General features: G+C 66.4%; 31 protein-coding genes and 1 tRNA gene. 13 read left to right on the top strand and 19 right to left on the bottom strand.

Annotated elements, in window-relative coordinates; translation table 11 throughout:
• Positions 1-16: 16 nt before the first annotated feature.
• The 3 genes from QM019_RS00160 to QM019_RS00150 are packed head-to-tail and all read right to left on the bottom strand — an operon-like array spanning position 17 to position 3,044.
• Positions 17-961, bottom strand: coding sequence for a type II secretion system F family protein (locus QM019_RS00160; RefSeq protein ID WP_282851414.1), 945 nt, complete (start codon positions 959-961; stop codon positions 17-19).
• Positions 958-1,824, bottom strand: coding sequence for a type II secretion system F family protein (locus QM019_RS00155; RefSeq protein WP_282851413.1), 867 nt, complete (start codon positions 1,822-1,824; stop codon positions 958-960). Before QM019_RS00155 ends, QM019_RS00160 begins: the two co-directional genes overlap by 4 nt.
• The gene (locus tag QM019_RS00150) at positions 1,821-3,044 is read right to left on the bottom strand and encodes a TadA family conjugal transfer-associated ATPase (protein ID WP_428831941.1); all 1,224 of its coding nucleotides are present in this window, start codon (positions 3,042-3,044) and stop codon (positions 1,821-1,823) included. Before QM019_RS00150 ends, QM019_RS00155 begins: the two co-directional genes overlap by 4 nt.
• A gap of 81 nt (positions 3,045-3,125) precedes the next feature.
• Here QM019_RS00150 and QM019_RS00145 point away from each other — a divergent pair, with 81 nt between their 5' ends.
• The 3 genes from QM019_RS00145 to QM019_RS00135 all read left to right on the top strand — a co-directional run bounded on the left by QM019_RS00145 (position 3,126) and on the right by QM019_RS00135 (position 4,646).
• Positions 3,126-4,148: a nitronate monooxygenase gene (locus QM019_RS00145; RefSeq protein ID WP_282851411.1), complete on the top strand. Its 1,023-nt coding sequence runs from the start codon at positions 3,126-3,128 to the stop codon at positions 4,146-4,148.
• Between the two features lie 39 nt (positions 4,149-4,187).
• Positions 4,188-4,269: transfer RNA gene (locus QM019_RS00140), tRNA-Leu, on the top strand.
• 164 nt (positions 4,270-4,433) lie between these two features.
• The gene (locus QM019_RS00135; RefSeq protein ID WP_282851410.1) at positions 4,434-4,646 is read left to right on the top strand and encodes a thioesterase superfamily protein; all 213 of its coding nucleotides are present in this window, start codon (positions 4,434-4,436) and stop codon (positions 4,644-4,646) included.
• 31 nt (positions 4,647-4,677) lie between these two features.
• Here QM019_RS00135 and rdgB read toward each other — a convergent pair whose 3' ends face one another.
• Genes rdgB through murI form a run of 3 tightly spaced genes read right to left on the bottom strand, consistent with a single transcriptional unit; the run spans position 4,678 to position 6,838 of the window.
• On the bottom strand, positions 4,678-5,277 hold the full coding sequence (gene rdgB / locus QM019_RS00130; RefSeq protein WP_282851409.1) for an RdgB/HAM1 family non-canonical purine NTP pyrophosphatase: 600 nt from the start codon (positions 5,275-5,277) through the stop codon (positions 4,678-4,680).
• Positions 5,274-6,002: a ribonuclease PH gene (rph, locus tag QM019_RS00125; protein WP_125106127.1), complete on the bottom strand. Its 729-nt coding sequence runs from the start codon at positions 6,000-6,002 to the stop codon at positions 5,274-5,276. Before rph ends, rdgB begins: the two co-directional genes overlap by 4 nt.
• A complete protein-coding gene (gene murI, locus QM019_RS00120) occupies positions 5,999-6,838 on the bottom strand; it encodes a glutamate racemase (protein ID WP_282826957.1) in 840 nt (279 codons plus the stop codon). The genes rph and murI overlap by 4 nt, the downstream gene beginning before the upstream one ends.
• Positions 6,839-6,929: 91 nt before the next feature.
• Here murI and QM019_RS00115 point away from each other — a divergent pair, with 91 nt between their 5' ends.
• Positions 6,930-8,282, top strand: coding sequence for a nicotinate phosphoribosyltransferase (locus tag QM019_RS00115; RefSeq protein ID WP_282851408.1), 1,353 nt, complete (start codon positions 6,930-6,932; stop codon positions 8,280-8,282).
• A gap of 2 nt (positions 8,283-8,284) precedes the next feature.
• Here QM019_RS00115 and QM019_RS00110 read toward each other — a convergent pair whose 3' ends face one another.
• The 4 genes from QM019_RS00110 to QM019_RS00095 form a co-directional block, all read right to left on the bottom strand.
• Positions 8,285-8,572: a DUF3039 domain-containing protein gene (locus QM019_RS00110; RefSeq protein ID WP_125106130.1), complete on the bottom strand. Its 288-nt coding sequence runs from the start codon at positions 8,570-8,572 to the stop codon at positions 8,285-8,287.
• Positions 8,573-8,600: 28 nt separating this feature from the next.
• Complete coding sequence (locus QM019_RS00105; protein ID WP_282851407.1) at positions 8,601-10,070, bottom strand: hypothetical protein; 1,470 nt, start codon at positions 10,068-10,070, stop codon at positions 8,601-8,603.
• Positions 10,071-10,132: 62 nt separating this feature from the next.
• On the bottom strand, positions 10,133-11,023 hold the full coding sequence (locus QM019_RS00100; RefSeq protein WP_241209073.1) for an ABC transporter ATP-binding protein: 891 nt from the start codon (positions 11,021-11,023) through the stop codon (positions 10,133-10,135).
• 33 nt (positions 11,024-11,056) lie between these two features.
• Positions 11,057-11,863, bottom strand: coding sequence for a carbon-nitrogen hydrolase family protein (locus tag QM019_RS00095; RefSeq protein ID WP_282851406.1), 807 nt, complete (start codon positions 11,861-11,863; stop codon positions 11,057-11,059).
• 129 nt (positions 11,864-11,992) lie between these two features.
• Here QM019_RS00095 and QM019_RS00090 point away from each other — a divergent pair, with 129 nt between their 5' ends.
• Positions 11,993-12,337 (top strand): hypothetical protein, encoded by a 345-nt coding sequence (locus QM019_RS00090; protein WP_282851405.1) that lies wholly within the window; start codon positions 11,993-11,995, stop codon positions 12,335-12,337.
• A 65-nt stretch (positions 12,338-12,402) separates the two neighbouring features.
• Here QM019_RS00090 and QM019_RS00085 read toward each other — a convergent pair whose 3' ends face one another.
• The 3 genes from QM019_RS00085 to QM019_RS00075 form a co-directional block, all read right to left on the bottom strand.
• Complete coding sequence (locus tag QM019_RS00085; RefSeq protein WP_125106134.1) at positions 12,403-13,197, bottom strand: ABC transporter ATP-binding protein; 795 nt, start codon at positions 13,195-13,197, stop codon at positions 12,403-12,405.
• Positions 13,197-14,174 (bottom strand): ABC transporter permease, encoded by a 978-nt coding sequence (locus QM019_RS00080; protein ID WP_282851404.1) that lies wholly within the window; start codon positions 14,172-14,174, stop codon positions 13,197-13,199. The genes QM019_RS00085 and QM019_RS00080 overlap by 1 nt, the downstream gene beginning before the upstream one ends.
• An 88-nt stretch (positions 14,175-14,262) precedes the next feature.
• On the bottom strand, positions 14,263-15,231 hold the full coding sequence (locus QM019_RS00075; RefSeq protein WP_282851403.1) for an ABC transporter substrate-binding protein: 969 nt from the start codon (positions 15,229-15,231) through the stop codon (positions 14,263-14,265).
• A 166-nt stretch (positions 15,232-15,397) separates the two neighbouring features.
• Between QM019_RS00075 and QM019_RS00070 the strand changes: the two genes are divergently transcribed.
• From QM019_RS00070 to QM019_RS00050, 5 genes are all read left to right on the top strand, one after another.
• A complete protein-coding gene (locus tag QM019_RS00070; protein ID WP_282851402.1) occupies positions 15,398-15,877 on the top strand; it encodes an Lrp/AsnC family transcriptional regulator in 480 nt (159 codons plus the stop codon).
• Positions 15,878-16,711: an alpha/beta fold hydrolase gene (locus tag QM019_RS00065; RefSeq protein ID WP_282851401.1), complete on the top strand. Its 834-nt coding sequence runs from the start codon at positions 15,878-15,880 to the stop codon at positions 16,709-16,711. It begins immediately after the preceding gene.
• Between the two features lie 11 nt (positions 16,712-16,722).
• A complete protein-coding gene (locus QM019_RS00060) occupies positions 16,723-17,541 on the top strand; it encodes a hypothetical protein (protein ID WP_125106138.1) in 819 nt (272 codons plus the stop codon).
• A 48-nt stretch (positions 17,542-17,589) separates the two neighbouring features.
• Positions 17,590-18,126: a MarR family winged helix-turn-helix transcriptional regulator gene (locus tag QM019_RS00055; protein ID WP_125106139.1), complete on the top strand. Its 537-nt coding sequence runs from the start codon at positions 17,590-17,592 to the stop codon at positions 18,124-18,126.
• Between the two features lie 165 nt (positions 18,127-18,291).
• Positions 18,292-19,938, top strand: a complete 1,647-nt coding sequence (locus tag QM019_RS00050; RefSeq protein ID WP_125107370.1) for a thiamine pyrophosphate-dependent enzyme — start codon at positions 18,292-18,294, stop codon at positions 19,936-19,938.
• A gap of 72 nt (positions 19,939-20,010) precedes the next feature.
• Here the strand turns inward: QM019_RS00050 and QM019_RS00045 are convergent, their stop codons facing one another.
• The 4 genes from QM019_RS00045 to QM019_RS00030 all read right to left on the bottom strand — a co-directional run bounded on the left by QM019_RS00045 (position 20,011) and on the right by QM019_RS00030 (position 22,258).
• Positions 20,011-20,622, bottom strand: a complete 612-nt coding sequence (locus QM019_RS00045) for an MBL fold metallo-hydrolase (RefSeq protein ID WP_125106140.1) — start codon at positions 20,620-20,622, stop codon at positions 20,011-20,013.
• Complete coding sequence (locus tag QM019_RS00040; protein WP_125106141.1) at positions 20,619-21,716, bottom strand: S-(hydroxymethyl)mycothiol dehydrogenase; 1,098 nt, start codon at positions 21,714-21,716, stop codon at positions 20,619-20,621. The genes QM019_RS00045 and QM019_RS00040 overlap by 4 nt, the downstream gene beginning before the upstream one ends.
• A gap of 97 nt (positions 21,717-21,813) precedes the next feature.
• The gene (locus QM019_RS00035) at positions 21,814-22,011 is read right to left on the bottom strand and encodes a CsbD family protein (protein WP_125106142.1); all 198 of its coding nucleotides are present in this window, start codon (positions 22,009-22,011) and stop codon (positions 21,814-21,816) included.
• A 103-nt stretch (positions 22,012-22,114) separates the two neighbouring features.
• Positions 22,115-22,258, bottom strand: coding sequence for an antitoxin (locus tag QM019_RS00030; RefSeq protein WP_125106143.1), 144 nt, complete (start codon positions 22,256-22,258; stop codon positions 22,115-22,117).
• 173 nt (positions 22,259-22,431) lie between these two features.
• Between QM019_RS00030 and QM019_RS00025 the strand changes: the two genes are divergently transcribed.
• The 3 genes from QM019_RS00025 to QM019_RS00015 all read left to right on the top strand — a co-directional run bounded on the left by QM019_RS00025 (position 22,432) and on the right by QM019_RS00015 (position 24,322).
• On the top strand, positions 22,432-23,715 hold the full coding sequence (locus QM019_RS00025; RefSeq protein WP_282826979.1) for an ATP-binding protein: 1,284 nt from the start codon (positions 22,432-22,434) through the stop codon (positions 23,713-23,715).
• A gap of 225 nt (positions 23,716-23,940) precedes the next feature.
• Positions 23,941-24,084: a hypothetical protein gene (locus tag QM019_RS00020; protein ID WP_282851400.1), complete on the top strand. Its 144-nt coding sequence runs from the start codon at positions 23,941-23,943 to the stop codon at positions 24,082-24,084.
• Between the two features lie 70 nt (positions 24,085-24,154).
• On the top strand, positions 24,155-24,322 hold the full coding sequence (locus tag QM019_RS00015; protein WP_282826982.1) for a hypothetical protein: 168 nt from the start codon (positions 24,155-24,157) through the stop codon (positions 24,320-24,322).
• A 28-nt stretch (positions 24,323-24,350) separates the two neighbouring features.
• On the opposite strand, the gene QM019_RS00010 is transcribed toward QM019_RS00015, so the two are convergent.
• Together QM019_RS00010 and QM019_RS00005 are read right to left on the bottom strand one after the other, a co-directional pair.
• Positions 24,351-24,515 carry a hypothetical protein gene (locus QM019_RS00010; RefSeq protein ID WP_282826984.1) on the bottom strand — a complete coding sequence of 55 codons (165 nt, stop codon included), beginning with the start codon at positions 24,513-24,515 and terminating at the stop codon, positions 24,351-24,353.
• Positions 24,516-25,028: 513 nt separating this feature from the next.
• Positions 25,029-25,202, bottom strand: a 174-nt coding sequence (locus QM019_RS00005; RefSeq protein ID WP_282851539.1) for an integrase core domain-containing protein, incomplete at its 5' end; no start/stop codon positions are given.

Genomic DNA, 25,202 nt, shown 5'->3' with positions numbered 1-25,202 from the left:
AGCGTGTCGGGTGGCGTTAGAAGGAGGTGGAGATGATGAAGAACGACGGATACAGCGCGAAGAGCACCGTGACGGGGAGGATCAACATGACGAGCGGCACCATCATGCGGAGCTCGTTGCGGCCCGCGACCTCGAGCAACTCGCGCTTGCCAAGGTCACGCGCGTCGCTCGCCTGGGCTTGCAGCACCTCGACAAGTGGTGCGCCGCGCTCCATCGCCGTGAGCAGGTGGTCACAGGTGCGGGCAAGCGGGACGTGGCCGAGGTCTCGGCCGAGTTCCCGAAGCGACGGGCCGAGTGCGGCGCCGGCACGAACCCGGCGCACCACACCCGCAAACTCGCGCCCGAGCTCACTGTTACCGAGCGCGCTCACCCGCACGAGCGAGTCGAAGATTCCCTCGCCGGCGGCGAGCGACAGGCTCATGAACTCGAGCACGGTCGGATACTCACTTGCGATTCGGCGGATGCGGGCGCTCGCCGCGTGTCGCAGCAGCAGTTCGCGGACCGCGACCGCAATCACCCCGCCCAGGAGTGGCATCACGATGATGACGAGCGCCTGGTTGGCCGCGCTTCGGAGGCTTGCCAGGGCGAACACCAGACCGAGCACGATTCCGACGAGTGCCCAGACTGCCTGCTGGGTGCGAAACCGCTCGACGCTCGTCGTCTGGCCCGCCTGGCGCAGTCGCATGGCAACGAGGTCGTTGCCGCCGATGACCTCGCCGAGGATGCGACGTAACCACGCGATGAGCGGCGAAAGCAGTTGCCCAAGGATTGGGAGCGGGTCGATGACTCGGCGCAGAGCGTGCTCGCGCGCCGCTGGTGCGATGTCGACGAGATGCGGTGCGACGCGGTCGATCAGCCGGGGGCGACGCAGCTGCGGCAGCGTGGCGACCACCGACCAGAGACCAAGCCCAAGTACCGTGCCGAATAGCAGGGCGAGCGCAAGCGGCTGCGACGTGATCACGCGAACCACCGTCCCTCATCCGGGATACGGCCCAGAGCGATCATGAGGCGGTACGCCAGCACCGTGATGCCGAGCCCGAGCAGAATCACGATGAAGCCGACGGGGGTGTTGTAGGCCGCCGCGGCCTCGGGCCGACTCACGAGCAGCAGGAGTACGAGCCACGGCGCGACCGCGCCCAAGCGAGCGGCGTTCACCACCCATCCCTGCCGTGCTTCTGCCTCGTGTCGCACGGCCTGGGCTTCGCGCAGGTGTTCCGAGAACGCGCGCAGCACCGGCACGAGCTGGGTGCCGCCGACGTCGCGCGCCATGCGCAGTGTTTCGAGCAGACGGTCGCCCACCGGGTCGGCAAGCCGCTCCTTGACTTCGTCGACCGCGGTCGCGAACGAACCCGTTGCGCGGTAGCGACGCACAAACTGCTCAAAGTCGTCGCGCAGTGTCTCTGGTCCCTTAGTCGCGAGCTGAGCCACTGCATCGGGCAGGCCGAGGCCGCTGCGGATCGACGCAATGAGATGGTCGACCGCGTCTGGCCAGGCGCCCCGATGTGCTTCCCGGCGTTTTGTCGCCCGCATGCGGATCGCAAGAATCGGAAGCCAGCAGCCTGCGACCGCGCCGAGCACCCCGAGGGCGATCACGCCACTCAGAGCCAGTGCGATTGCGGCGGTCGCGATGCCACACACGGCGACAAGCGCGATGAACGCGAGGGCCGGAAACTTCGGCAGGCCAGCGCGCAGCAGCGCATCTTCCACGAAGCCGAGTCGTGAGTGCGCCACGAGCTCGTCGTCGTGCTCGCGTGGCCAGATCCAGGCTGACAGACACAGGGCGACGCCGAGCGCCGCGACGATCGCGATCAGCCAGGCCGTCACGAGACTGCCCCGATGAGTTGCGTGCCGTCAAGGCCGTGGCGACGGAGCTTCTCGTCGCGCTGCAGTGTCATGCCAGTGGCGACAAGCTCCTCGCGCTCACGGCGGAATAGCGTCGTGGCTTCGATGACCCCGGCATTCACCGCGCCCGTGGGGGCGAGGATCTCGGCGACACGGCGCCCGCCGGTTGGCGTGTGCTCGAGATGCACCACGAGGTCGATCGTCGAGGCGATGGTCGGCACGACGAAGCTCGCGTCGATATTGCGGCCCGCGAGGAGGGGTAGCGTCGCAAGCTTGACGAGGGCATCGCGGGCGGAGTTCGCGTGGATGGTGCACATGCCCGGGACGCCCGAGTTCAGCGCCACGAGCAACTCGAGTGCCTCGGCCTCACGCACCTCGCCCACCACGAGCCGATCGGGCCGCATGCGGAGCGCCTCTTTCACGAGTCGTCGGAGCGTGATTTCGCCGCGGCCCTCGAGCGAGGGCGGTCGACACTGGAGCGCGACGACGTCGCGCGTGACCACATCAAGCTCGAAGGTCTCTTCAACCGTGATGACGCGGTCACTCGCTTCGCCCGCCGCCAGCAACGCGCCCACCATCGTGGTCTTGCCGGTGTGTGTGGCGCCGGACACGAGAATGTTGAGCCCGCAGCGCACGGCCCCACGCAGGAGCCTGGCTGCCTGCGGCGTGAGCGAGTCCCGCTCAACGAGCGCCTGCAGGTCGCGGATGCGGCGGATGAACTTGCGGATGTTGATGGCCGGGTGTCGTCGAGCGATCTCGGGAATCGCGACGTGCAGTCGGCTGCCATCGGGCAGCGAGGCGTCGACAAACGGGCTGCTCAAGTCGAGTCGGCGACCGGTCGACCGCAGCATCCGCTCGACGAGATCGCGCAACTCGTTCTCGCTGATGACAGTGTTTGTCAGCTCTGAGCGGCCGTTCTTGGCGACAAAGATGCGGCTCGGCGCGTTCACCCAGATCTCTTCTATCTCAGGGTCGTCGAGGTAGGGCTGCAGCGCTCCGAAGCCAGTGACGTTTGCGAGCACGTCGCGCACGGTCGCGTGCTCGTCATGCAAGAGGCGCGCTTCTTCGCCCGTGGCGCGCTCGCCGTAGGCCCGGACTTCAGCCCGCACGAGTTCGCTCGCCTGCTTCGACCCGGGAGCGAGTTCGATGCCCTCGCGTTCGACACGGTCGCGGACCCGATCGGCAATGGCACTCACGGCAATGTTCACGAGAGCATCATGACGAAATCGCAAAAACCATGTTCGAGTTATCCACAGGTCGGCCCAAATGCATAGACTGGCCAGGTGATTGACTTGCATGCTCGCCGGCTGCCCGTCGTTCAGGCGCCGATGGCAGGAGGCCCCACCACGCCGGAACTCGTTGCCGCCGTGAGTAACTTCGGGGCTCTCGGAACCCTGGCAGGTGGCTACCTCTCGGCCGAGGCGTTCGCCGAGAAACTGGCCGCGACCCGCGCCCTCACCGCTGAGCCATTCGCGGTCAACCTATTCGTCCCCGAGTCGACTCCGGCCGACGTCGCTGCGGCTGAACGCTACCGAGAGCGGCTCATCCCCCTCGCCGAACGTCTCGGTGTCGAGGTGCCCGAGGTGTGTGACCCGGGCGACGACGCGTTCTTCGAAAAGATCGAAGCCCTCGAGGCGTCTCCCGTCCCGCTCGTCACGTTCACGTTCGGGATGCCCGATCTCCAGGTCGTGAAGCGGCTCCGCGCCGTGGGCACGGCCATCGGCGTCACGATCGCGAGTGTCGAGGACGCCGTGATGGCGTTTGAGACCGGGCCTGAAGTCCTGATCGTGCAGGGCCCCGCAGCAGGTGGCCACCGCGCGAACTTCGATCAGTCCACGATCCCCGACTCGCTCTCGCTCGACCAGTTGCTTGCGCGCATCCTGCCCCTCGCACGCGTGGCCCGCGCCAGCATCATCGCAACCGGCGGCATCGACACACCCGAGCGCGCCCGGAGCCTCCTCGACGCCGGTGCGGATGCGGTGGCCCTCGGCACTGCCTTCCTCACCGTGCAGGAGGCGGGCACGCGCCCGCCTCACCGGGAGGCGCTGCTCGCCGGAACTCGCGAGACCGTCGTGACACGCGCCTACTCCGGCCGCAACGCTCGCGGCCTCCGGAATCGCTTCATAGATGAGTTCGATCTCGTCGCACCAGCGAGCTACCCGATCGTGCATTTCCTGACCAAGCCGATTCGTGATGCCTCAAGCGACAGCCCCGAGTACCTCAACCTGTGGGCGGGCGAGAACTACCGCAGTTGCCGCGACGAGACCACCGAGGAGCTCCTCTCCCGCTTCAGCGAAGCGCTGTGACACCGCCACTCCCCAGAAACCCTTAAGATGGGGAGTCGCGCGGGAGTGGTGAAATTGGCAGACACGCAGGATTTAGGTTCCTGTGCTTTCGAGCGTGCGGGTTCAAGTCCCGCCTTCCGCACTTGAGGCCACGGCCCGACTGCCCCAGCAATTTGCCGGGCAATCGGGCCGTCGCTGTTTCCGCCGCCAGCCCAGTCCCATCGTGGACGCCGCTGATCGCAGTTGACGTGCGTTCGATACGTCAGCCACCACGAGCGCTCGGTTGTGCCACCCACACGAACGACCTTGCCGGCAGGCGTCGCGAACACCTCCATCGAGATCACGGTGATGTACCCGCGTCCAGTCACGTCGACGAGCGGTCCGCTCCTCGGCGTTGGCCCCGTGACAATGCCCGGCCACCGCGTCGTCTTCGCCGACCGCGAGGTGCCCGGCGACCAGGCCAAGGTCGTCGCTCCGGCGTCGAGCATCCTTCTCGTCTTCCCGCTCGCCGAGGCCTAAGCGTCAGCCCACCAGCGCGCAGGGCAGGCGACTACGCCGCGCTCAGCAGGCGCTGCAGCTCGGGCGCAATCGCCTCGAAGGCGCGTCGGCGGTGACTCATGCTGTCCTTACGCTCCGCCGTCATCTCGGCGGCCGACTCCGTCTCGCCCTCGGGCAGAAACACCGGGTCGTAGCCGAAGCCACCCGCGCCACGCACCTCGCGCACGATCCGGCCCGGCCACTCTCCGCGCACCGTGAACTCAGTGCCGTCGGGCAGCGCAACCGCGGCGACCGCCACGAACTGCGCCGCGCGGGCCGAATCGGGTACATCGCTCAGCTGCCAGAGCAGCAGGTCGACATTGTCGGCATCCGAGCGGTCGGGCCCCGACCACCGCGCCGAGAAGATCCCGGGCATACCGCCGAGCACCTCGACGCAGATACCCGAGTCGTCAGCAATCGCAGGAAGACCGGTTGACTGTGCCGCCGCGCGGGCCTTAATCAGCGCGTTCTCTTCGAACGTGAGGCCCGACTCGACGGGGGCCTTGCCGTCGTACGACAGCAGTTCGAGCTCGGGCAGCTGAGCGCCAAGGATGCGCTGCAGCTCCGCGAGCTTGTGGGCGTTCTTCGATGCGAGGACGGCCCGCTGCGTCATCGCGCGAGCACCTCGGACTGGATGCGGGCAAGGTCGGCGTTGCCCTTGATCGCCAAGGCAAGCAGCGCATTGAGCTCGGTCCCGTCGAACGGCGCCTTCTCGGCCGTGCCCTGCACCTCGATGAACTTGCCGGTGCCGGTCATCACGACGTTCATGTCGGTCTCGGCGCGAACATCTTCTTCGTAGGGCAAGTCGAGCATCGGCGTGCCGTCGATGATGCCCACCGAGATTGCCGAGACGGATGCGGCGAGCACCTCGGCCTTGCGCGGGATGTGCTTCTGTGTGCGGGCCCAGTCCACGGCATCCGAGAGGGCCACGAACGCGCCGGTGATGGCCGCGGTGCGCGTGCCGCCGTCGGCCTGCAGCACATCGCAGTCGAGCACGATCGTGTTCTCGCCGAGCGCCTCCATGTCGATCGCGGCGCGCAGCGAGCGGCCGATCAGACGCGAGATCTCGTGGGTGCGGCCGCCGATCTTGCCCTTCACCGACTCGCGCTGCGAACGCTCGTTCGTGGCGCGGGGCAGCATCGAATACTCGGCCGTTACCCAGCCGGTGCCCTTGCCCGTGAGCCAGCGCGGCACACCCGGCGTGAACGACGCCGTGCAGAGCACGCGCGTGCGGCCGAACGAGATCAGGGCCGACCCCTCGGCTTGCTCACTCCAGCCCCGCTGGATCGAGACTTCGCGAAGCTCGTCAACGGCGCGACCATCAGCACGAGTGGTCATGAGTTCTCCTTCAGAGTGTGGCCGGCGAGGTCAATTACGCCGGTGGGGTGATGTTCAACTCTCGACACCTCGCCGCCGAGGATGCGGCTCGCGAGGGTGACAAAGGCAGCGGTATTTTCGCCCGTTGCCCGGTATTCATATGTGGGTTCGGTGGTGCCGTCGTGCAACAAGCCGCGCGTGAGCAGCGTGCGATAGACATCCTTCGCCGTCTCGACATCGCTCGACACCAGCCGCACGTCGCCGCCCATGACATAGCCGAGCACACCCTGCAGCAGCGGGTAATGGGTACACCCGAGTACGAGCGTGTCGATTTGCTGCTGCTGCAGCGGCGCGAGGTATTCGCGGGCAATCGCGATGAGCTCTTCGCTCGTCGTATCGCCAGCCTCGACATGCTCAACGAACGCCGGGCACGCCTGCGAAAACAGTTGCACGTTGACGGCGGCAGCAAACGCGTCGTTGTAGGCGCGCGAACTGATCGTCGCGTGCGTGCCAATCACGCCGACTCGGCCCGAACGAGTGGCGCTCACCGCCGCGCGCACAGCCGGCGCGATGACCTCAATCACCGGCACCGAATAGCGCTCGCGGGCATCGCGCAAAACAGCCGCGGAGGCCGAATTGCAGGCGATCACGAGCATCTTCACGCCCTCATCGACTAACTGATCGAGGATCTCGAGCGAGAACTTGCGGATCTCGGCGATCGGCCGCGGACCGTAGGGCGTGTGCTCGGTGTCGCCGATGTACACGATCGACTCGTGCGGCAGTTGGGCGCGCACTTCGCGTGCAACCGTGAGACCCCCGACTCCGGAGTCGAAAATGCCAATCGGTGCGTTACTCACAACCGGCAATCGTACCCGGCTGGCCATCGCAATGCCTGCGGATGCGACCAGGTACAGCGGCGGCACTCCCCCGATTCGTTACTCTGTGCCTATGTCGAACCCCGAAGCACGCCCGGCACTGCCCTCAGCGACGTCGCTCCTCACCGACCACTACGAACTCACGATGGTGGAAGCCGCCCTGCAGGACGCCACGGCCGATCGTGAGTGCATGTTCGAGCTCTTCGCGCGACGCCTGCCGAACGACCGGCGCTACGGCGTCGTCGCGGGCTTCGGGCGCGCGATCGAGTTGCTCGAACGATTCCGGTTCGAGGATGCGGAGCTCGAGTTTCTGCGCGACGCGAACGTCGTTTCTGCGCAGACGCTGGATTGGCTCGCGAACTACCGATTCTCGGGCTCGATTCGCGGCTACCGCGAGGGCGAGGTCTACTTCCCGCAGTCACCGCTGCTCGAGGTGCATGCGACGTTTGCCGAGGGTGTGATCCTCGAGACCCTCCTGCTCAGCGTCTTCAACTACGACTCCGCTGTCGCGTCGGCCGCCGCCCGCATGGTTTCGGCTGCCGAGGGTCGGCCGCTCGCTGAGATGGGCTCGCGCCGCACCGGCGAACGCAGCGCCGTCGCTGCCGCGCGTGCCGCGTACATTGCAGGATTCTCGGCCACCTCGAACCTCGAGGCGGGCCGCAGCTGGGGTGTTCCCACGATGGGCACCGCGGCGCACTCCTGGACGCTCCTGCACGAGTCGGAGCGCGCGGCCTTCCAAGCCCAGGTGGATGCGCTCGGCGTCGGCACGACGCTGCTGGTCGACACCTACGACGTCACCGAGGGCGTTCGCCTCGCGGTCGAGGTCGCAGGCACCGACCTCGGCGGAGTCCGCCTCGACTCCGGCGACCTCCCGGTGCTCGTGCGGGAGGTGCGCGAGCAGCTCGATGATCTCGGCGCCGTGAACACGAAGATCACCGTGACAAACGACCTCGACGAGTACACCCTCGCGGGCCTCGCCGCGGCGCCCGTCGACTCCTACGGCGTGGGTACAAGCGTCGTCACGGGCTCCGGTTCGGTCGCCTCCGGAATGGTCTATAAGCTCGTGGCCCGCAAGAACGAGGCCGATGAGTGGGTTTCGGTCGCGAAGGCCTCGCCCGGGAAGAAATCGGTGGGTGGCGTGAAGTTCCCGCTGCGCCGTCGTGAAAACGGCGTCGCGACAGGTGAGCTCATCTCGCTCGGTGGTGCGCCGATCGGCGACCATGACGACCGCCCGCTCTATGTCGACTACGTCGTCAACGGCGAACTCGACCGCCAATGGCTTGGTGCCGCCGGCGTTGCCGCGGCCCGCGAGCACTGCGCTGCGGCGCTCGCCGAGCTGCCTCGGACCGCGCGCCGGCTCGGAAAGGGAGAACCCGCCCTCACGACGTTCTACGTCGACGAGGACGGGATCACGACCCGGGCCTAGGCCTATTCGCCGCGCATCCGCTCATAGATGCGCTTGCAGTCAGGACAGATCGGGAACCGGTCGGGGTTTGAATTCGGCAGCCACTTCTTGCCGCAGAGCGCCCGAACCGGCTTGCCCGTCACGGCCGACTCGACAATCTTCTCTTTGCGCACGTAGTGCGCAAACTTGTCGTGGTCGCCGTCGTCGTACTGCTCATCTTCGATGAGCTGTTCGAGTTCGCGGTCGAGCACATCCGTGCTGCCGCCCGACCCAATCGAGCCGGGATCTTCGGTACGTGCGAATCCAGTCATGCGCCAAGACTACTCGGGGCCTCGAGTCTCAGTCGATGAGAGTGGCGCGGTTGAGTAGGTGGGTTCGTCGAGCGGTGAAGACCTGGCCGCCGATGAGAATGCCAGCCACGCACGCGAGCACACCCGTGCAGAGCGCGACGCCGACCGCGAGCAGCGCATCCGACCAATCATCCGACAGTAGGGCGAGCACGCTGAGCCAAATCGCGGGTGCGCAGATCGCGAGTTCGACGAGCAGGCTGATGCCGTGGACGGCGAACGAGCCGCCCCACGTTGAGACCGGCTGTGACCAGGGCGACTCGCCGGGTCGCGCCACCGGGTACGGCGACACCGCCGACATGATCGACGAGCCGCCGACCCCGGTGCCGAGCAGCGCCAGTGACACCGAAGCAACGAGGACGGCCCGGAGCGCGTCGTCGGTAACCCAGAGCACGAGCGCCGAGCCCGCGAGGATGAGCACCACACCCGTAATGAGCGTGGGAATTGCGCGGCCGAGGCGGTCGGCGCGGCCCGGCAGCCCACCGGTGACGTGGAGCCACAGGGCGGTCGAGTCGTAAGCGATGTCGTTGTGCAAGGCCCAGCCAAACAGCAGCGCAAAGATCGGCACGGGCAGCAGCACGAGCTCAGCCGCGCCGACACCGGCGATCCACAACGGGATCACGAGCAGCGGCGGCAAGATCGCGATGGTGATGAGCGTCAGCCGGTAGCGGCCGTCACGCAACCACGCGAGCCAGGTGCGGGCCGCGATCGACCAGGTCGCAGACCCCGGTGCTGAAGCGAAGATGCCCAGGTTGACGCGGCCGCCGCTGCCCCGCACATACATTGCGCGTTGCGCGTCGCGGCGCGAAAGCAGCCATTCGAGCACCGCGGCCAGCAGCACTACGGCGACATTGACTCCGACGATCGTGCCGAGGTCGCCGACCGAACCGGCCAGCGCGAGGCTCGCGCCGGGCACCCAGTCGAGGCCTCGGGCGATGAGCTGGGCCGCCTCGTCGGCCACCTCCTGCCACGGCAGGAACAGCAGCGCGAAGGCGACGGTCGCGCCGAGCACCGACACGGCGTACCAGAACAGGGCGCCAACCTCGCGGGTCGTGCGGCGCGCTGAAACCGCGCGTCCGGCACGTGCCCCGAGGCGATGCGCGAGCACGCAGCCGGCCCAGCCGACGGCGGCGAGCAACCAGGCGACGCCGGGGTCGAGCCGCTGCTGCAGCGCGAGGCCAAGCGCACCATAGGGCACAAGAGCGATGGCTGAGGTGAGCTGAACAAAGCCGAGCGCGAGCGTCGTACTCGCCGCACGTGCGGGGCCGCGTCCGTGCACGGCGATACGGCGCGCATCGAGGGCATCGCTCGGATGCCCGAGCACGCCGAGCCCGAAGGCCGCGATCGGCACGAGCAGCACCAGCAGCGGGGTCCACAGCAGCGCCGCGGCATCGCTGCCAGCGGTGCCGCTGTGAATGAGCGCGCCGGCACTGAGCGCACCGACAATCGTGAGCAGGAGCATCCAAAGCGTAGAGGCCCCGATTTGCGCGCGGGGCCGCAGGGACGCAGCGACGCTCCCCCAGCTCACCCGAAGGAGATTTCGAGCCAATCCAGCCCCTCCGTCTGCCCCGGGCCACGAACGAGGTCGCGGAATCGTTCTTCGAGCGAGACATTGCCGCGAACGTCGTCGACGGTGCCCTCAGCCAGCAGCTCGCCCTTGGCAATGACGGCGACGTGATCGCAGACTCGCTGCACGAGGTCCATCGAGTGGCTCGAGAGCACGACCGTGCCGCCGCGGTTCACATAGCTGTTGAGCACGTCGATGAACGTGCCGGCCGACACCGGGTCGATCGCCTCGAACGGCTCGTCGAGCACCAGCAGCTTCGGCGCGTGTATAAGCGTCGCGGCGAGCGCGAGCTTCTTCCGCAGACCGAGTGAATAGTCGACAACCAATCGATTCGCCTCGTCACGCAGGCCGAAGTCGTCGAGGAGGTATTCCATGCGCTCGCGCAGCGTCTCACCCTTGACGCCGCGCACTGCGCCGACATACGACAAGAACTGTGCGCCGGTGAGCTGGTCGAACATGCGCAGGCGGTCGGGCAGAATGCCGATGAGTTGCTGTGCCTTCGCGCGGTCACGCCACGCGTCGATGCCGAACACTTCAACCGTGCCATGGCTCGGCGGAAGCAGACCGGCAATCATCGAGAGCGTTGTGGTCTTGCCGGCACCGTTCGGCCCAACGATGGCCGAGAAGGAGCCCTGCGGAATGGTGAAGCTCAGGTGATCGACCGCGGTGTGTCGACCAAACTTCTTCGTCAACTCGGCGAGGTAGAGGGCCTCACCACCGTGCGTTCGCGGCGCTGCCTCGGTCTGACGCGCCATCGGCGTCATGGTCGACAGGCCCTCAGCCGTCTTCTTGCCGAGGCCGAGATCGCGGTTTTCCCCGCGCTCTCCCTGTTCGTCTGTTTTCGTCACATCTTCCAAGCTAGCAATCCCCCCACAGCCAACTTAGTCGGACGCGCGCACCGTGTACTTACGAAGACGTAACGCTGGGTTTTGATCTCGGGCTGCGGCGACCTCTGCCGGATCCAGCCAGGCCATCGCCACACCGGTGTCGGTGCCGAGCGTCGCGATGGTGACGCCGCGAGGGTCAACGACGCTGCTGCCACCAACACCGATCGGTGCCGGGTGGTCGGCCGCCACGACGTAGGCGACGTTCTCGATCGCTCGCGCGCTGAGCAGCGTTCGCCAGTGGTGTTCCTTGAGCGGGCCGCGCACCCACTCGGCCGGCACCGCGAGCACGTCAGCGCCCGCATCAACGAGGCGACGGCTCGACTCCGGGAAACGCAGGTCGTAGCAGGTCTGCAGACCGATCGTGACGCCGTACGCCTCAAACACTGCCGGTGGCTCGCTCGGGTCGCCGGCGGTCAGCCACTCGCTCTCGCGTCCAGCGAACGCGTCATAGAGGTGCACCTTGCGGTACGCCGCGAGCAGTTCACCGGTGTCACCGAACGCGACGAGCGTGTTCGCGACGCCATCGCCGACCTGCTCGAGCATCCCGGCCACGAGGGTGACGCCGAACTCTGCCGCCAGCTGGCCGAGCGCGGTCGCGAAGTCGCCGTCGAGCGGTTGCGCGACCGAGTGCATCCAGTCGCCGTAATCGCGGTCGAAGCCCGAACTGTATTCGGGTGCGACGAACATGCGTGCGCCGCGGTCGGTCGCGATCGCGAGATGGTCGCGAAGCAAGCGCAGATTCTTCGACGCGTCGAGGGTTGGTGCGAACTGACTCACTGCGCATGCAATTGCCTCTGACATGCGGCCAGCCTACGGGCTTTTCCCCAAATCCCCTGCGCGGCCGCCGAGTCACTTGTTTCCTACGGAATAGCGCGCTAGCGTCAGTCGTGGTCGCGACGCACCGGGTGTCGCCGTTGAGAGGAATCCCCCATGCCGAAGTATGCCGTGATGCTGCGGTACGAGGTCGTCTCGGGTCTCGTCGTCGAGGCCAAGGACGAAGACGAGGCCGCCATGCTCGCGACCGAGCACGAGGCAAACCTGCACGACAGTCTCGAGGACTCTGAAGAGATCGAGGTCGTCGTCCGCAGTTGGGGCGGTGGCGACGTCGAGATCGAAGAGGCCGCCGACTCCGACGAGGCCGCCGAACTGCTCGACGAGTGGGCCGACGACTACGAGGTCGACGACGAATACGACGAAGACGACCTCGACGACGAAGAATTTGACGACATCGACGAGGGTGACGACGAGCCCAACGAGGGGGAAAAGCGCGTCTAGCGCAACCACAAAACAAAGGGCCGCCCCACCAATCGGTGGGGCGGCCCTTCGTCTTGTTGGTATGACTAGGTAGCGAGCATCGTCTTGTCGTCGATGACCGCGCCCTTGATCGCGGCGAAGCGGCCGAGGAGGTCCTCCACGGTGGTCTTCGACTTCGCCTCGCCCGCGACCTCGTAGATGATGCGACCGTCGTGCATCATGACGAGGCGGTTGCCGAGGTCGATCGCCTGCTGCATGTTGTGCGTCACCATCAGGGTCGTCAGACCCGACTCCGACACAATGCGGCGCGTCAGCTCCGACACGTGCGCGGCGCGTGCCGGGTCGAGCGCGGCGGTGTGCTCGTCGAGCAGGAGGATGGACGGGTTCGTGAACCCGGCCATGAGCAGCGACAGCGCCTGCCGCTGACCACCCGAAAGCAGCCCGACTAGGGTCGTAAGCCGGTTCTCCAGCCCGAGGTCGAGGTGCGCGAGTTCGTCCCGGAAGAGCTGCTTGCGCTTCGAGGTGATGCCCATGCCCAGCCCGCGTGGCTTGCCGCGACGCAGGGCGAGGGCAAGGTTCTGCTCGATCGTGAGGTCGGGCGCCGTGCCCGCCATCGGGTCCTGGAACACGCGGCCGATGTAGCGCGCGCGACGGTAGTCGGGCATCCGTCGCACCGAGGTGCCGTCGATGCGCACGTCACCGCGGTCGACGTTGAGCTTGCCCGACACCGCGTTGAGCAGTGTGGACTTGCCGGCACCGTTCGAGCCGATGACGGTGACGAAGTCGCCGTCGGCGAGGTGCAGGTCGAGGTCGGCGAGCGCCTTCTTTTCGTTGACGGTGTTCGGGAAGAACGTCTTGGAGATCTTGTCGATGTCGAGCATTACTGCTGCGCCTCCTTTGCCGGTACCGCTGCGGGCTCAGCCTCGGTTGTGGCCGGAGCCGCGGCCGGTTCGGTCTGTTTGCCACGCATCAGGCGATCGAGTCCGAGTCGTTTGCCAATGCCGAAGCGCGGAATCAGCAGCGCGATGACGACGATGACGGCGGTGATGAGTCGAACGTCGGTGTTGCTGAGGCCCGCTGAAAGTGCCGCGAAGATGACGAGGCGGTACAGCACGGCGCCGACAATCACGCCGAAGCTCGCAAGCCACACCCAGCGGTTGCCGAAGAACGCCTGGCCGAGAATGACCGACGCGAGGCCGATGAGGATCAGACCCACACCCATCGAGATGTCCGCCGAGCCGGTGTACTGCGCGACGAGCGCGCCGCCCACCGCGACGAGACCGTTCGAGAGCGCGAGCGTGAGAATCTTCATCGCGTCGGTGTTCACGCCGAACGAGCGAATCATCTGCTCGTTGTTCCCCGTCGCCTGAATCGAAAGGCCGAGGTCGGTCGACAAGAACCAGTCGATCACGAGTTTCAGGACGAACACGGCGACGAAGAGGATGCCGACGGCACCCCAGGTGCCGAGCAGGCCGGCCTCGCGCAGGCCACTAAACGCGCTCTCCGAGCTGCGAATACCGACATTTGAAAGGGCGGCCGTGCCATTGGATATCCCCATGATGCGCAGGTTGACCGACCACAGGGCGATCATCGTCAGGATTCCGGCGAGCAGACCGTCGATCTTGCCGTAGGTGTGGAGCACACCGGTAATCGCGCCCGCAATGGCGCCCGCGGCGAATGACAGCAGGATCGCCAGGACGGGGTTCATGTCGTAGCTCAGGCACACGGCGGCGACAGCGGCGCCGGTAGTGAAGCTACCGTCGACCGTGAGGTCGGGGAAGTTCAGGATGCGGAAGGTGAGATACACGCCGAGCGCCACCACGGCGTAGATCAGGCCGAGTTCAAATGCACCAATCACGTGCGTCTCCTCTCAAAAATGGTGGGTTTTGAGCACAAACGGGTGGCCGCAATTGTGGCGCGGCCACCCGTGTGCACGTGGGATTGGATTATTCGACGACCGTAGCGGCTTCGTCGAGCATCTCCTGCGGAATCTCGAGGCCGACGGCCTCGGCACCCGCGGGGTTCACGACGAGGTCGAACTCGGTCTGTTCTTCGACGGCCATCGTCGCGGGGTCTTCGCCGTCCTGGAGGATGCGAATCGCCATCTCGCCGGTCTGAACGCCGAGCTTCGTGTAGTCAAGGCCGAGCGTCGCAACGGCGCCCGACTCGACGGGGCCCGTGTCGCCCGAGACGACCGGAACCTGCTTGTCGGCGGTGTAGGTCAGCACGGTGTCGATGCCCGAGACGACGGTGTTGTCGGTCGGCACATAGATCGAATCGACGTCACCGAGCGAGTCGAGCGCGGTCGGCACCTCGCCCACGTTCGTCACGGTGGCGGTCTTCAGCTCGAGGCCGAGTTCGTCAGCCCTTTCTTGGGCCAGGTCGACCTGGACCTGCGAGTTGACCTCACCCGAGGAGTAGACGATGCCGACCGACTCAACCGACGGGTCGAGCTGGGTGATCAGGTCGATCTGGTCGGCGACCGGGTTGAGGTCGGTAGTGCCGGTGACGTTGCCGCCCGGCTCCTCGGCGCTCGCGACGAGGTCGGCGGCGACCGGGTCGGTGACCGCGGTGAACAGCACCGGCACGTTCGTGATGGCGGTCGCGGCCGACTGAGCGGCTGGCGTCGCGACGGCGAGCACGAGGTCAATGTCCTGGTCGCCGGCAAAGCCTGCGGCGATGGTCGCGGCGGTCGACTGCTCGCCGTTCGCGACCTGCACGTCGAATTCGACGTCGATGCCCGCGTCGGTGAAGGCCTGCTCGAAGCCAGCGGTGGCCGCGTCGAGCGCCGGGTGCTGCACGAGCTGAATCACGCCGACCTTGAACGAGTCGCCCGAGGCGGCGCCATCGGTCGAGGCGGCGTCGCCACCACCGTTCGAGCAGGCGGAAAGCGCCAGCGAGCCAACAGCCAACATACCGAGAGCGGCAAGAGATTTACGGATACGCATTTTCTACGACCCCTTTGTCAAATACGTGTCTGTCCCTAGTGGGATTAACACTGAAAACTAGCAGGAGATTGCCGGGAAGGCCCAACTAGTTATACATTCTGTCAACAGTCCTCACGAATGCAAAGGTGCACTTATGGATCGACTCGACTTCCAGATCGTGGAGCTGTTCACACGGCGGCCGGAATCCAGTGTGTTGTCGGCCTCACGGGACTTGGGCGTGGCCCGCCCCACCGTGCAAGCGCGGCTAAACCGCCTGCGTGAACGCGGCATCCTCGTGGACATCGTGCCGAAGCTACAGCCAAGCCAGATGGGCTATCCCGTTCAGGCGATGGTGATGTTGCAAATTGATCAGCGGGTTGGGCATGAAGGCTTACATGATCGGCTTCTCGGCATCCCCGAGGTGATCGATTGTTCGACCATGGCCGGCCCCTGGGACATGCTGCTTCGGGTCGTGGCCCACTCAAACACCGACCTGCAGCGCGTCATCGACCGCATCGGCTCGCTCGAGGCCGTCGGTCGAACGAGCACCTCGATCGTGCTTCGCGACCTCGCCCGCGACCGGGTGCTGCCGCTCATGGACGACGCGACACAGGACGGAAAGATCACCGAATAGATGTTGCCCTCCTACGCCGGCACTCACCCCCTGGCTGACGGCCGCTGGCTGCAGTGGGTGCGCTTCGGCGATGCGCAGGCACCTCCCGTGCTCTCGTTTCACGGTGCGCCCGGTTCGCGCTTTGAGGCCGCTCTGTACAACCGAGCGGCCGCGCACTTTGGCGTTCAGGTCGTGTGCCTCTCACGACCCGGATTCGCCCTGTCGACCTGGCGCCCGCACCGTAACGTCGCGAACTTTATCGACGACGTCGAATCGTTTGTCGCCGCGAGGTCGTGGTCGCGTTTCGCCGTCGTTGGCTATTCCGCTGGCGGCGCCTACGCGCTCGCCACGGCGCTCGCCATGCCGGAGCAGGTATCCGGCGTCGGCCTCCTGGCGCCTGCGGGGCCCCCGCAGTACACCGGGATGCCCATGGGTCCGAACCTTGCGATCTTTGCGGGTGCCGCGGCGAGCGTCGGCGCCCTTGGCCACAACTCCCTCTTCACCTCGGCAAGACAGCGCGCGGGCCTCGGACTCGACCGCAGGTTTGGGTTGCCGGATGCCTCCGGCGATGCGTTTCTCGACTCGGTCGTCGGCGCCTTCCGCCGCGGCCCCCGCGGCGTAGCTCTGGACCTCTCGCTCGTGCTCTTCGACTGGGGCTTTGATCCGGCGGAACTCGACCAGAGCATCCCCGTCACGATGTGGCAGGGCAAGCGCGACCTTTCGGTCCCTTGGCGCGGCAGTATGCAGCTCGCCCGACGCATCCCCAATTGCGAGTTTCATCTCGACCGCACGGCGAATCACTTTTCGGTCTATACGCGGCACGCCGACGAGGTGCTCAGCAAGTTGGCACGCTAGCCTGACGCCTCATGACTGAGCAATCCGCAACCGAACGAACCTCATCGCGTGGCGATGTGCTCGTGCGCGCACTCGACCGCGCGCTGCGCGTGCAGCGCCCGGCGGCCCTCGCGTTTGTTCGTCGCCTGAGACGGGCCGCTCCGGAGGCGACTCCCGATGACCTCCTGCGCGTGGTCGAGAAGTGGTATCGGCGCACCGCGATGGGTACGGGCGGTGGCGTCGGCGCGGCGAGCGCGATTCCCGGCATCGGTACCGCGACCGGTATCGCGCTCATTAGCGCCGAAGTCGTGTCGTTCCTCGACCTCACGGCGCTCTACGCGCTCACGGTGGCGGAGCTCCATGGCGACGCGACCGACGACCCCGAGCGCGCCCGGGCGCTCGTGATGGGCATCCTGCTCGGTGACCGCGGGCGCAAGCTCGTCACCGAGTTTGTGCGCACCCGCGCCCCGCAGACGCTGCTGAAGTCGGCGGCCTGGGGTGAACTCGTCACCGAGGCGCTCCCCCAGGTGTTCGTCGGCGAGTTGGGCCAGCGACTCTCGACGTCGTTCCTGACGAAGTTCGCGGACACGCACCTCGGCGGGCTCATCGGCAAACTGCTGCCTTTTGGTATCGGCGCCGCCGTCGGCGCGCTCGGTAACCGCGCCCTCGCGAACGACGTGATCCGCACCGCCGACGGCGCATTCGGGCCGGCGCCGCGATGGCACGTTGGCGACCTCAGCGACGACACGCTCGCCCAGCTCGATGCGGCGAACCCGAGGTTTCAGCGACGGCAGGCGAAACTCGAGCGCGGCCTGGAGCGCAAACAACTGCGGGCGAAGAAGACAAAGTAACCACAAATTTACTTGATCCTTCAAGTAAATTTGTGGCAGAATCGGCACATGGCGCAAGAAGAACCGAAGTGGCTGTCCGTTGACGAACGTGCCGCATGGATGCGCCTCCTCGGCGTCCTCCAGTTGCTGCCGAGCGCCCTCGACTCGCACATGCGCAAGCACGCGCACCTCACTCTCACCGAGTATTACGCCCTGGCGATGCTGTCAGACGCGCCGCACAACCGCATCCAGACGAAGCAGCTCGCGGTGTTCACCAACACGACCCTCTCCCGTCTCTCGCGCGTGATCTCCGGACTTGAGGACGAGGGCCTGCTGCGCCGCGTGCCGAACGAGCATGACGGCCGGGCGACCGACATTGAGCTGACCGAGGCCGGGGCCGCGCGCCTCGTCGAGTCGGCGCCCGAGCACGTGAATTTCGTGCGGCAGGTGGTGTTTGCACCCCAGGGTCCGGATGGGGTCGGCGAACTCCACCGGTCAATGGACGCAATTCTCAATGAGCTCGACCCCCACCAGCAGCTGCATCGAGACCCCCTGGAGCTGCAGCCGAGCTGCTCGGGTGGCAACCCAGAGGAGTCCGCGAGGTAGCGCACTCCCCCGGCGGGTTGGTGAACGTCGTTCAAAAAACTTGAACGGGAATTTTGTCAGAATTCCGAAGGACCACTCTGGGTTGATCCCACCTGCAAAGGAGCTTGCTACATGGAAACCCCCGCCACTGGCGCGATTCCGACGATTGACGTCGTCACCGCACAGATGAACCAGCTCGTCGAGCGCAAATCGGCCGGTCATCAAATCGTCGAGTCGCTCGAGGCGCACGGTGTGAAGCGCGTGTACGTGGTGCCGGGTGAAAGCTACCTCGACGTGCTCGACGGCCTGCACGGTTCGTCGATCGACACGATCGTCTGCCGTCACGAGGGCGGCGCGGCCTACATGGCCGAGGCCGACGGCAAGCTCGGCGACTTGCCCGGCGTCGCCATGGTCACGCGCGGACCCGGCGCGGCGAACGCCCACGTTGGGCTCCACACCGCGTGGCAGGACTCGACGGCCATGGTCCTCTTCGTCGGCCTCATCCCCTTCGAGCACCGCGAGAAGGAGGCCTTCCAGGAGTTCGACCCGAAGCGCTGGTTCGCCTCGGGCGCGAAGCGCGTCATGGTGCTCGACCATCCGGCCCGCGCGAGCGAGGTTGTCGCCGAGGCGATGTTCTCGGCCTCGTCGGGTCGCCCGGGCCCCGTCGTCGTCGGTCTCCCCGAGGACGTCATCACCGAGCTCATCGACACCCCGATTCACCCGACCATCCCCGTGGCCCTCGGCGGCATGACCGTCGATGACTGGAAGTCGCTACGCACGGCGCTGCTCGAGTCCGAGAAACCGCTGTTCGTCACGGGTGGCAACGACTGGAGCGTTCAGTCGACCGAGGCCCTCACGAAGTGGCTCGAGGAGCACTCGCTGCCCGCCGCCGCCGAGTGGCGTACCGAGGGCACGGTGCCCTTCGACTCGCCCTCCTACGTCGGCCCCCTGGGCTACGGTCGGCCGAACTTCTCGGCTGACCTGCTCGACGAGACCGACCTCATTGTGTTCGTCGGCACGGTTCCCGGCGACGTCATCACAAGCGGGTTTACCTCGCGCCAGAACTGGAACCAGCGCAACTTCATCGTCACGATTGACCCCTCGCTGCGGGGTCGCAGCGGACCGATCTCGCACCAGATCGTCGCCAAGCCGCACAGCTTCGTGCGCGACCTCGTACGCATGGACCTGCCCGAAAAGGCCTCGTGGCGTGAGTGGACGCAGCGCCTGCGCGCGAAGCAACAGACCTGGTCGGCCGCACCGAGCTCGACGCCGAACGACGGCAAGGCGACCATGGAGACACTCATGGGCAACCTCGTCGAGCGTCTGCCCGAGGATGCCATGGTCACCTTTGGCGCGGGCGAGCACACCAACTGGGCGCACCGCTACTTCCCCACGCGCGGCTACGCCTCGATGATCTCGGCCCGCAACGGTTCGATGGGCTACTCGGTGCCCTCGGCAGTCAGCGCCGCCCTGAACTTCCCGGGTCGCGTCGTCGTGACGATCGCCGGTGACGGCGAGTTCCTCATGAACGGCCAAGAGCTTGCCACCGCCGCGCAGTACGGCGCGACGCCACTCGTCATCGTCATGGATAACGGCGAGTACGGCACGATCCGCACGCACCAGGAGGCCCACTACCCGGGTCGCGTCTCGGGCACCCAGCTCAAGAACCCCGACTTTGCGAAGTTCGCCGAGTCGTTCGGCGGCGTGGGCATCCGCGTCGAGACCGACGCCGATGTGCCGGCCGCGGTCGAGCGCGCACTCGAGACCGTGCAGCGCGGTGAGACCTTCGCACTGATTCACCTCATCGTCGACCAGCGTCAGAAAGCGTTCTAGCCACCAATGCAAGCGGGCCTGGCGATCGATTCGATCGCCAGGCCCGCCGACGTTTCCGTCGCCACCGGTTCGCTAGACCCAGTCGCGTGCGCGCTCCGCACCGATGGTGGTGTCGTCACCGTGCCCGGTCTTGACGACGACCTCGTCGCCGAGCGGGAAGAGCTTCTCGCGAATCGACTGCTCGAGCGTGCCGCGGTCGCTGAAGCTGCGGCCGGTGGCGCCCGGGCCGCCCTGGAACAGCGTGTCGCCGCTGAAGACGACGCCGAGTTCGGGCACCGCGAGACACACCGCGCCAGGCGCGTGGCCGGGGGTCGCCAGCACACGAACGACGCTGCCCGCGATCTCGAGCGTGTCGCCGTCGTGGATCTCACCGTCGGGACGGCGCTCGGGGTGCGTCAGGCCCCAGAGCTGCAGGTCGTCGGGGTTCAGCAGGATGCGCGCGCCCGTACGCTCCGCGAGTTCGGGAGCGACCCGCACGTGATCGTCGTGGGCATGCGTGCAGACAATGGCCTGCACCTTGCGATCGCCGACGACCTTGAGAATCTCGTCAACGTCGTGGGGTGCGTCAATGACAAGGCACTCGGAGTCGTCGCCGAGCACCCAGACGTTGTTGTCGACGTCAAAAGTCTCGCCGTCGAGCGAGAAGGTGCCGGTGATGACTCCGTGATCGATGCGTGCGGTCACTGCTGTGCCTCCTCGAGAATGACGACGCTGCGCAGCACTTCGCCGCGGTGCATCTTTTCGAATGCCGCGTCGATGTCGTTGATACCGATCTCCTCCGACACGAACGCGTCGAGTGGCAGGCGGTCCTGCAGGTAGAGGTCGGTGAGCATCGGGAAGTCGCGCTCGGGCAGACAGTCGCCGTACCAGCTCGACTTCAGCGCGCCACCGCGGCCGAATACCTCGGCGAGCGGCAGCTTGAGCTCCATCTCGGGGTTCGGCACGCCCACGAGCACGACGCGGCCGGCGAGGTCACGAGCGTAGAACGCCTGCTCGTACGTCTCGGGCCGTCCGACGGCCTCGATCACCACATCCGCGCCGAAGGTGTCGGTTGCGGCGCGGATGGCTTCAACCGCATCCACCTTGCGCGAGTTGACGGTGTGAGTCGCGCCGAGTTCCTTCGCCTTCTCGAGCTTGCGGTCATCGACGTCGACCGCGATGATCTTCGTCGCGCCCGCGAGCTTGGCGCCGACAATCGCCGCGACGCCAACGCCGCCGCAGCCGATAACGGCGACGGATTCGCCGCGCTGCACAGCGCCGGTGTTAATGGCCGCGCCGATGCCCGCCATGATGCCGCAGCCGAGGAGGCCCGCGGCCGCCGGGCGTGCCGCCGGGTCGACCTTGGTGCACTGGCCCGCAGCAACGAGGGTCTTCTCAATAAACGCGCCGATACCGAGCGCCGGCGAGACCTCCGTACCGTCCTCGAGCGTCATCTTCTGCGTCGCATTGGCGGTGTTGAAGCAGTACCACGGCTGACCGCGTTTACAAGCGCGGCACTCGCCGCACACTGCGCGCCAATTGAGCACGACATAGTCGCCGGGCGCCACGTTCGTGACACCGTCGCCAACCGCCTCGACGATGCCCGCTGCTTCGTGACCGAGGAGGTACGGGTAGTCGTCGCCAATACCGCCGCGCACATAGTGGAGATCGGTGTGGCACACGCCGCAGGCTTGCACCCGCACAACCGCCTCGCCAGGGCCAGGGTCGGGAACATTGATGGTGACGAGTTCTACGGGCGCGTCCTTCGCCCGGGCGATGACGCCCTGTACTTGCTGCATGAGTGCTCCTTTGCGCGTGCCTACGAATTCAGATTACGGGTGAACAGCGACAGTGGCGGGGCGATCAAATGATCACCCCGCCACTGCTGCGGACGATTTACTTGCCGCGAAGCTTGTCGATGCCGTCCGAGATGCCGTCCTTGACATTCTCGAGGCCCTGCTTGATGTTGGCCGAGGCCTGGTCGGCTTTGCCCTCGTTCTCGAGGTCCTTGTTGTCGGTCGCGGCACCGACGCCTTCCTTGCCTTTGCCAACAAGCTCTTCACCCTTGTTGCGGGCGTCATCAGCGAATCCCATACAATCCTCCTTCGGTGATTACCACCACTGGTGCGGCGGAACTCCACCTACCCTTACAGGCCAGTCTGGGCAGAGCCTCCAATGGTGGCGAGTGCCCGGCGAGTTAGGCCGAGGGCTGCTCGTCGTTCTTGTCGCCCTCGTTGCCAAGCTTGCCGTCCTTGATGTCCTCGACGAAGTCCCCAACCTTGTCCTTCGCGTCGTTCACGAAGTTGCCGACGTTTTCCTTCGCGTCATCGAGAAAGCCCATGATCACTCCATATCTTCGGTTTGGCGCCACGCTTGTGGCACAGGGATGCTGACACGTCCGCCTGCATGTTTTCCTGAGTTCGTGAACCCGATTCAATATTGGCCAGCGCGGAGCGCGGGCTGAGTTCAGTACGCTGTTGCCAACGAGCGTCCCTCCACCGAAGTAGGCAGACCATGACGAACTGGCGCATCCGCGATCTCCAACCGACCGATCTCGACGGCTTTCTGCGCCTCTGGGAGGGCTATGCCGCATCCGGAGTCGAGCCGGTCTACTCACTGAACGAGGTGCTCGCGTCGACCCGGGTAGACACCGCGGTAGTGGCCACCTCGGGTGACGAACTCGTTGGTGCCGCGGTCGCGCGAGCCGCCCACGACCAGGCCTGGGTGGTCTTCATCGCGGTCGCCCCGACCTGGCGCCGGCGCGGCATCAGCGGCGCGCTGCTCGGCGCACTCGAGCGCCGCCTGGCTTCGCAGGGCAGTTCGAAGATGTCGATCCTCGTGCCCGATGGCGAGGAGCACGCCGGCTCGCTGACGCGGGCTGGCTTCGTCGACAAGCGGCACCTGCGCTATTTTGAGCGGGCGATCCCCATCCGGCAGGAGCAGGTGCTCGTGCTACGCGATCTCGGCGGGCGCGTGCTCGACCGCAATCGCTGGGACAACATCGGCGGCATGCAGCACGAAAAGCAGACCCTCGAGCGCCGCCTCGTGCTGCCGCTCTCCGACCCAGAGCTCGCCGAACAGTTCGGGGTCGTGCCCCCGCGCGCGATCGTGCTGTTCGGGCCTCCGGGCACCGGCAAGACGACGTTTGCGAAGGGCATCGCCTCGCGGCTTGAGTGGCCGTTTGTCGAGGTGTTTCCCTCGCGCTTGGCCGCGTCACCGAGGGGACTCGCCGGCGAGCTGCGCGAAACCTTCGAGAAAATCGACGAGCTCGACCACGCCGTCGTCTTCATCGACGAAGTGGAAGAGATCGCCGTGCGCCGCGGTGGCGAGCCGCCCTCGCCGATGCAGGGCGTGACGAACGAGCTGCTCAAGATCATCCCGAACTTCCGAGAGAAGCCCGGCCGCCTGCTCATCTGCGCGACCAACTTCATCCGCGCTCTCGACCCGGCATTCCTGCGCCATGGACGCTTCGACTACGTGATCCCGATCGGTTTGCCCGATGCCGAGGCCCGGGCGGCGATCTGGCGAGGCTTTATGCCCGAGCGGTCGAAGGATGCGGTGGACTACGCCTCGCTCGTCTCCGCCACCGAGGGCTTCTCCCCCGCTGACATCGAATTCGCGTCCCGTAGCGCGGCCCAGAACGCGTTTGAACGAGCGGTCGCGGCGGGCGGCGACGCACTCAAGGCGGGCCCGAGCCAGGCCGACTTCGATGCGGCGATCCGCCAAACGCGCACGACCGTGTCGGCGGAGGTCGCGGCCGAGTTCGAGGAGGACATCACAAGCCTCGCCAGGCTCTAGTGGGAGTGCCCCGCCCCCGAGTAGCGCGCGTTGTGCGATTGCAGGTGGATGTTCCGGGGAGCGCCGCTGAAGCGAGATCGTCCGCGTGATTATCTGGCGTGGTTGGGGCGTGCTGGCGTCTGCCTATGGCGCGGTGGCGATGTTGCTCGTTGGCGGGTTAGCAGCAGGTTGCTGGAGGAGAGCGCAATTCGCTTCTCAACGGCGATCGGCCTCACGATCGCGGCCGTGTCGACCAGATTTACGGGCCGCGCGACGAACCGCACCGGCCCGTTTCGGAAGGTCGAAGAGTGGCGCGTACACCGAGAGCTCCAGCTCGGAGCGCTCGCCGTGTTCGCGCTCGTGTCGGGCAGCATCGGCGCCACTTCGTAGCCACAGCGGCTCAGTCGGCCTCGATCTGGTAGTCGCCAGAGCCGTCGTCGAATCGCGCCGTTTCGCCGACATGGCCCCGACGCAGGAAATCCTGCACGAACTGAATCGATCGACGAAGGAGGCGACGGCCCAGATCTCGCGATTCGCGCTGTCGGCCAGGTACACCTCAGACTCGAACCCCGTGACCGACGCCAACCCTCGACCGGTGATCGTGACCCAGCGCGGCGGATGCTCGTAGTGAAGCATTGACAGCACGACCGGCTTGTTCACGGCACGCCGCTCGACTCGACGGATTCTTCCCGCTCAACATCGAGGAGCGCGTCGACTGAACCGACCTTGGTACGGAGCGCCTCGAATCCTTTGACGACCTCGACAGCGAGTTCTACGGCCCGACCGGTGTCGGTGGGCAGATTCGAGACTCCGGCCGTCATGAGCGTAATCGGCCCGCCCTCGGGTCGCTTTTCTACGACCAGGACGACGCCTCCAAGCTTTTCGGGGCGCTTGGTCGAAGGCGCTGAAGATGATGGTCAGGGAGCGCATCGTGTCCGCTCACGGCTACCAGCCCGCCAGACGCCACGATGAGCGTCCAGCGTCCGCACGGCAGACGACGCATCGCTGAGGAAAGCGGAACGCCCCGGCTCATGAGAGCCAGGGCGTTCGTGCCGCTTCTGCGGAATTGGTTGCGGGGGCAGGATTTGAACCTACGACCTCCGGGTCGTACGCCGCGATCGCACCTGTCGTATCGCTCAACGCGTGGGCGCAACACGTCTCACCGCGAACCGCGGCCTAGCCTCGCCCCCCGATCCAGCCCCAATGATGTGGCTGCAAGGCACCCGTCGCACACTTCTCCCATCCTCGATGAGGTGACATACCTCGATGACTTCACACACGCCCTGTATGCGGCCCGCCGCTCCCCCGGTACTGAATCGGCCTGGGTTTCGTTCCTATCGGTTTCCCTGTCCGGCGGTCGCCGGGAGGCCTGATTCGAGGTCAGCGTAGTACGCGTCCTCGATCTCGATCGGGGTGCGCATGCCGAGTTCGCCGTGCAGGCGTTGATGGTTCCACCACCACACCCATTCGAGCGTCGCGAGCTCGACCTGCTCGACGGTCCTCCAGGG

This window comes from Gulosibacter sediminis, from assembly GCF_030011715.1.
Taxonomy (GTDB): domain Bacteria; phylum Actinomycetota; class Actinomycetes; order Actinomycetales; family Microbacteriaceae; genus Gulosibacter; species Gulosibacter sediminis.
This window is presented reverse-complemented; position numbering and strand designations above follow the sequence as displayed.

Excerpts from the sequence above, each read along its gene's own strand:
- QM019_RS00070 (WP_282851402.1), top strand. The coding sequence starts at position 15,398 with ATGGATCGACTCGACTTCCAGATCGTGGAGCTGTTCACACGGCGGCCG.
- QM019_RS00095 (WP_282851406.1), bottom strand. The coding sequence starts at position 11,863 with ATGTCAGAGGCAATTGCATGCGCAGTGAGTCAGTTCGCACCAACCCTC.
- QM019_RS00025 (WP_282826979.1), top strand. The coding sequence starts at position 22,432 with ATGACGAACTGGCGCATCCGCGATCTCCAACCGACCGATCTCGACGGC.
- QM019_RS00050 (WP_125107370.1), top strand. The coding sequence starts at position 18,292 with ATGAACCAGCTCGTCGAGCGCAAATCGGCCGGTCATCAAATCGTCGAG.
- QM019_RS00110 (WP_125106130.1), bottom strand. The coding sequence starts at position 8,572 with ATGACTGGATTCGCACGTACCGAAGATCCCGGCTCGATTGGGTCGGGC.
- QM019_RS00010 (WP_282826984.1), bottom strand. The coding sequence starts at position 24,515 with ATGACGGCCGGAGTCTCGAATCTGCCCACCGACACCGGTCGGGCCGTA.
- QM019_RS00115 (WP_282851408.1), top strand. The coding sequence starts at position 6,930 with ATGTCGAACCCCGAAGCACGCCCGGCACTGCCCTCAGCGACGTCGCTC.
- QM019_RS00105 (WP_282851407.1), bottom strand. The coding sequence starts at position 10,070 with ATGCTCCTGCTCACGATTGTCGGTGCGCTCAGTGCCGGCGCGCTCATT.
- rph (WP_125106127.1), bottom strand. The coding sequence starts at position 6,002 with ATGACCACTCGTGCTGATGGTCGCGCCGTTGACGAGCTTCGCGAAGTC.
- QM019_RS00030 (WP_125106143.1), bottom strand. The coding sequence starts at position 22,258 with ATGGGCTTTCTCGATGACGCGAAGGAAAACGTCGGCAACTTCGTGAAC.
- QM019_RS00040 (WP_125106141.1), bottom strand. The coding sequence starts at position 21,716 with ATGCAGCAAGTACAGGGCGTCATCGCCCGGGCGAAGGACGCGCCCGTA.
- rdgB (WP_282851409.1), bottom strand. The coding sequence starts at position 5,277 with ATGACGCAGCGGGCCGTCCTCGCATCGAAGAACGCCCACAAGCTCGCG.
- QM019_RS00055 (WP_125106139.1), top strand. The coding sequence starts at position 17,590 with ATGGCGCAAGAAGAACCGAAGTGGCTGTCCGTTGACGAACGTGCCGCA.
- QM019_RS00015 (WP_282826982.1), top strand. The coding sequence starts at position 24,155 with ATGGCCCCGACGCAGGAAATCCTGCACGAACTGAATCGATCGACGAAG.
- QM019_RS00075 (WP_282851403.1), bottom strand. The coding sequence starts at position 15,231 with ATGTTGGCTGTTGGCTCGCTGGCGCTTTCCGCCTGCTCGAACGGTGGT.
- QM019_RS00065 (WP_282851401.1), top strand. The coding sequence starts at position 15,878 with ATGTTGCCCTCCTACGCCGGCACTCACCCCCTGGCTGACGGCCGCTGG.
- QM019_RS00060 (WP_125106138.1), top strand. The coding sequence starts at position 16,723 with ATGACTGAGCAATCCGCAACCGAACGAACCTCATCGCGTGGCGATGTG.
- QM019_RS00035 (WP_125106142.1), bottom strand. The coding sequence starts at position 22,011 with ATGGGATTCGCTGATGACGCCCGCAACAAGGGTGAAGAGCTTGTTGGC.
- QM019_RS00085 (WP_125106134.1), bottom strand. The coding sequence starts at position 13,197 with ATGCTCGACATCGACAAGATCTCCAAGACGTTCTTCCCGAACACCGTC.
- QM019_RS00090 (WP_282851405.1), top strand. The coding sequence starts at position 11,993 with ATGCCGAAGTATGCCGTGATGCTGCGGTACGAGGTCGTCTCGGGTCTC.